1 protein-coding gene is annotated in these 1,476 nt (G+C 73.8%); it reads left to right on the top strand.

Going from position 1 to position 1,476, the window contains the following annotated elements; all coding sequences use genetic code 11:
- The first annotated feature begins 250 nt into the window (after positions 1–250).
- The gene (locus tag C6N75_RS06845) at positions 251–1,447 is read left to right on the top strand and encodes a sensor histidine kinase (RefSeq protein WP_105867949.1); all 1,197 of its coding nucleotides are present in this window, start codon (positions 251–253) and stop codon (positions 1,445–1,447) included.
- Positions 1,448–1,476: the final 29 nt, after the last annotated feature.

The following is a 1,476-nucleotide window of genomic DNA, read 5'->3' as shown; positions in this document are numbered from 1 at the left end:
GTCCGTACAGCGCCGCCTCGGCGGCGGCCCGCCAGCCCCGCCACCGCTCCCCGGCCCCACCCGTCTCCCCGAGCTCCGCAGACTCCCCGGCCTTCCTGGCCTTCCCAGACTCCCCGGCTTGCCCGGGCTCCGCAGCGCCGTCGTCATTCGCCATGATCACCAGTGTCCACCTTGCGGAGTAGGGCTCCGGACGCCGGATCGGCCCTCCGGTTGACTCTGGCCGCGCCCCGGCCTGCCTACGCTGGGTCACGTGCAGCGCCTCTACGACTTCCTCCGCCGCCACCCCACGGGCGTCGACAGCTTCGGGGCCCTGATGCTCCTGGGCTTCTCGATGCTGTGGGTGACCCAGGACGTGACCGGCCCCCGGCAGATCGTCGCGGCCGGCGTCGTCCTGCTGCTCTGCCTGGCCATCGCCCTGCGCCGCCGCGCCCCGGAGCGGATGCTGGTGCTCACCGCGGTGCTCGGCGTGGTCCAGTTGGTCGCGGACGTGGAGGTCAACCCGGCGGACTTCGCCATGCTGGTGGTGATCTACACCGTCTCCGCGCATGGCGGGCCCCGCTGGGCGTCCCGGCTGGCGCTGGTCGGCGGGGTGTGCGCGGCGCCGCTCGCGCAGGCCAGGTGGCCGGTGGAGAACGTCTCCACGCCCGGCATGGTGTTCTTCACCGTCGTGATGACCGTGCCGTTCGTGCTGGCCTGGGTGCTCGGCGACTCCATGCGCACCCGCCGCGCCTACTTCGCGCAACTGGAGGAGCGGGCGCGGCGGCTGGAGAGGGAGCGCGAGGCGCAGTCCAAGGTCGCGGTCGCCGCCGAGCGCGCCCGGATCGCCCGCGAGCTGCACGACGTGGTCGCGCACAACGTCTCGGTCATGGTGGTGCAGGCGGACGGCGCCGCGTACGTCCTGGACAACTCGCCGGATCTGGCCAGGCAGGCGCTGGAGACCATCTCCGGCACCGGGCGGCAGGCGCTGGCCGAGATGCGGCGGCTGCTCGGCATCCTGCGCACCGGGGAGCCGGAGGACTCCGAGGACTACGTGCCGCAGCCCGACGTCCAGCAGATCGAGGACCTCGTCGAGCAGGTGCGCAAGGCCGGGCTCACCGTGGACTTCCGGGTCGAGGGCACCCCGCGCCCGCTGCCCAGCGGGGTGGAGCTGACCGCGTACCGGATCGTCCAGGAGGCGCTGACCAACACCCGCAAGCACGGCGGCCCGGAGGCCGGGGCGAGCGTCCGGCTGGTCTACTTCGACGACGGCCTGGGGCTGCTGGTCGAGGACGACGGGCGGGGCGCGGCGCACGAGCTGTACGAGGACGGCGGCGCCGACGGCCACGGCCACGGGCTGATCGGCATGCGCGAGCGGGTGGGCATGGTCGGCGGCACCCTGGACGCCGGGCCCCGCCCCGGCGGAGGCTTCCGTATCAGCGCCCTGCTGCCCCTGAAACCCAGCACCTGACCACCGCCCCCTGTCCCTCGCCCTTCCTT

This window comes from Streptomyces solincola, from assembly GCF_002982015.1.
GTDB lineage: Bacteria > Actinomycetota > Actinomycetes > Streptomycetales > Streptomycetaceae > Streptomyces > Streptomyces solincola.
Note: the sequence above shows the minus strand (reverse complement) of the source record. Positions and strands in the feature narration are given on the sequence as shown.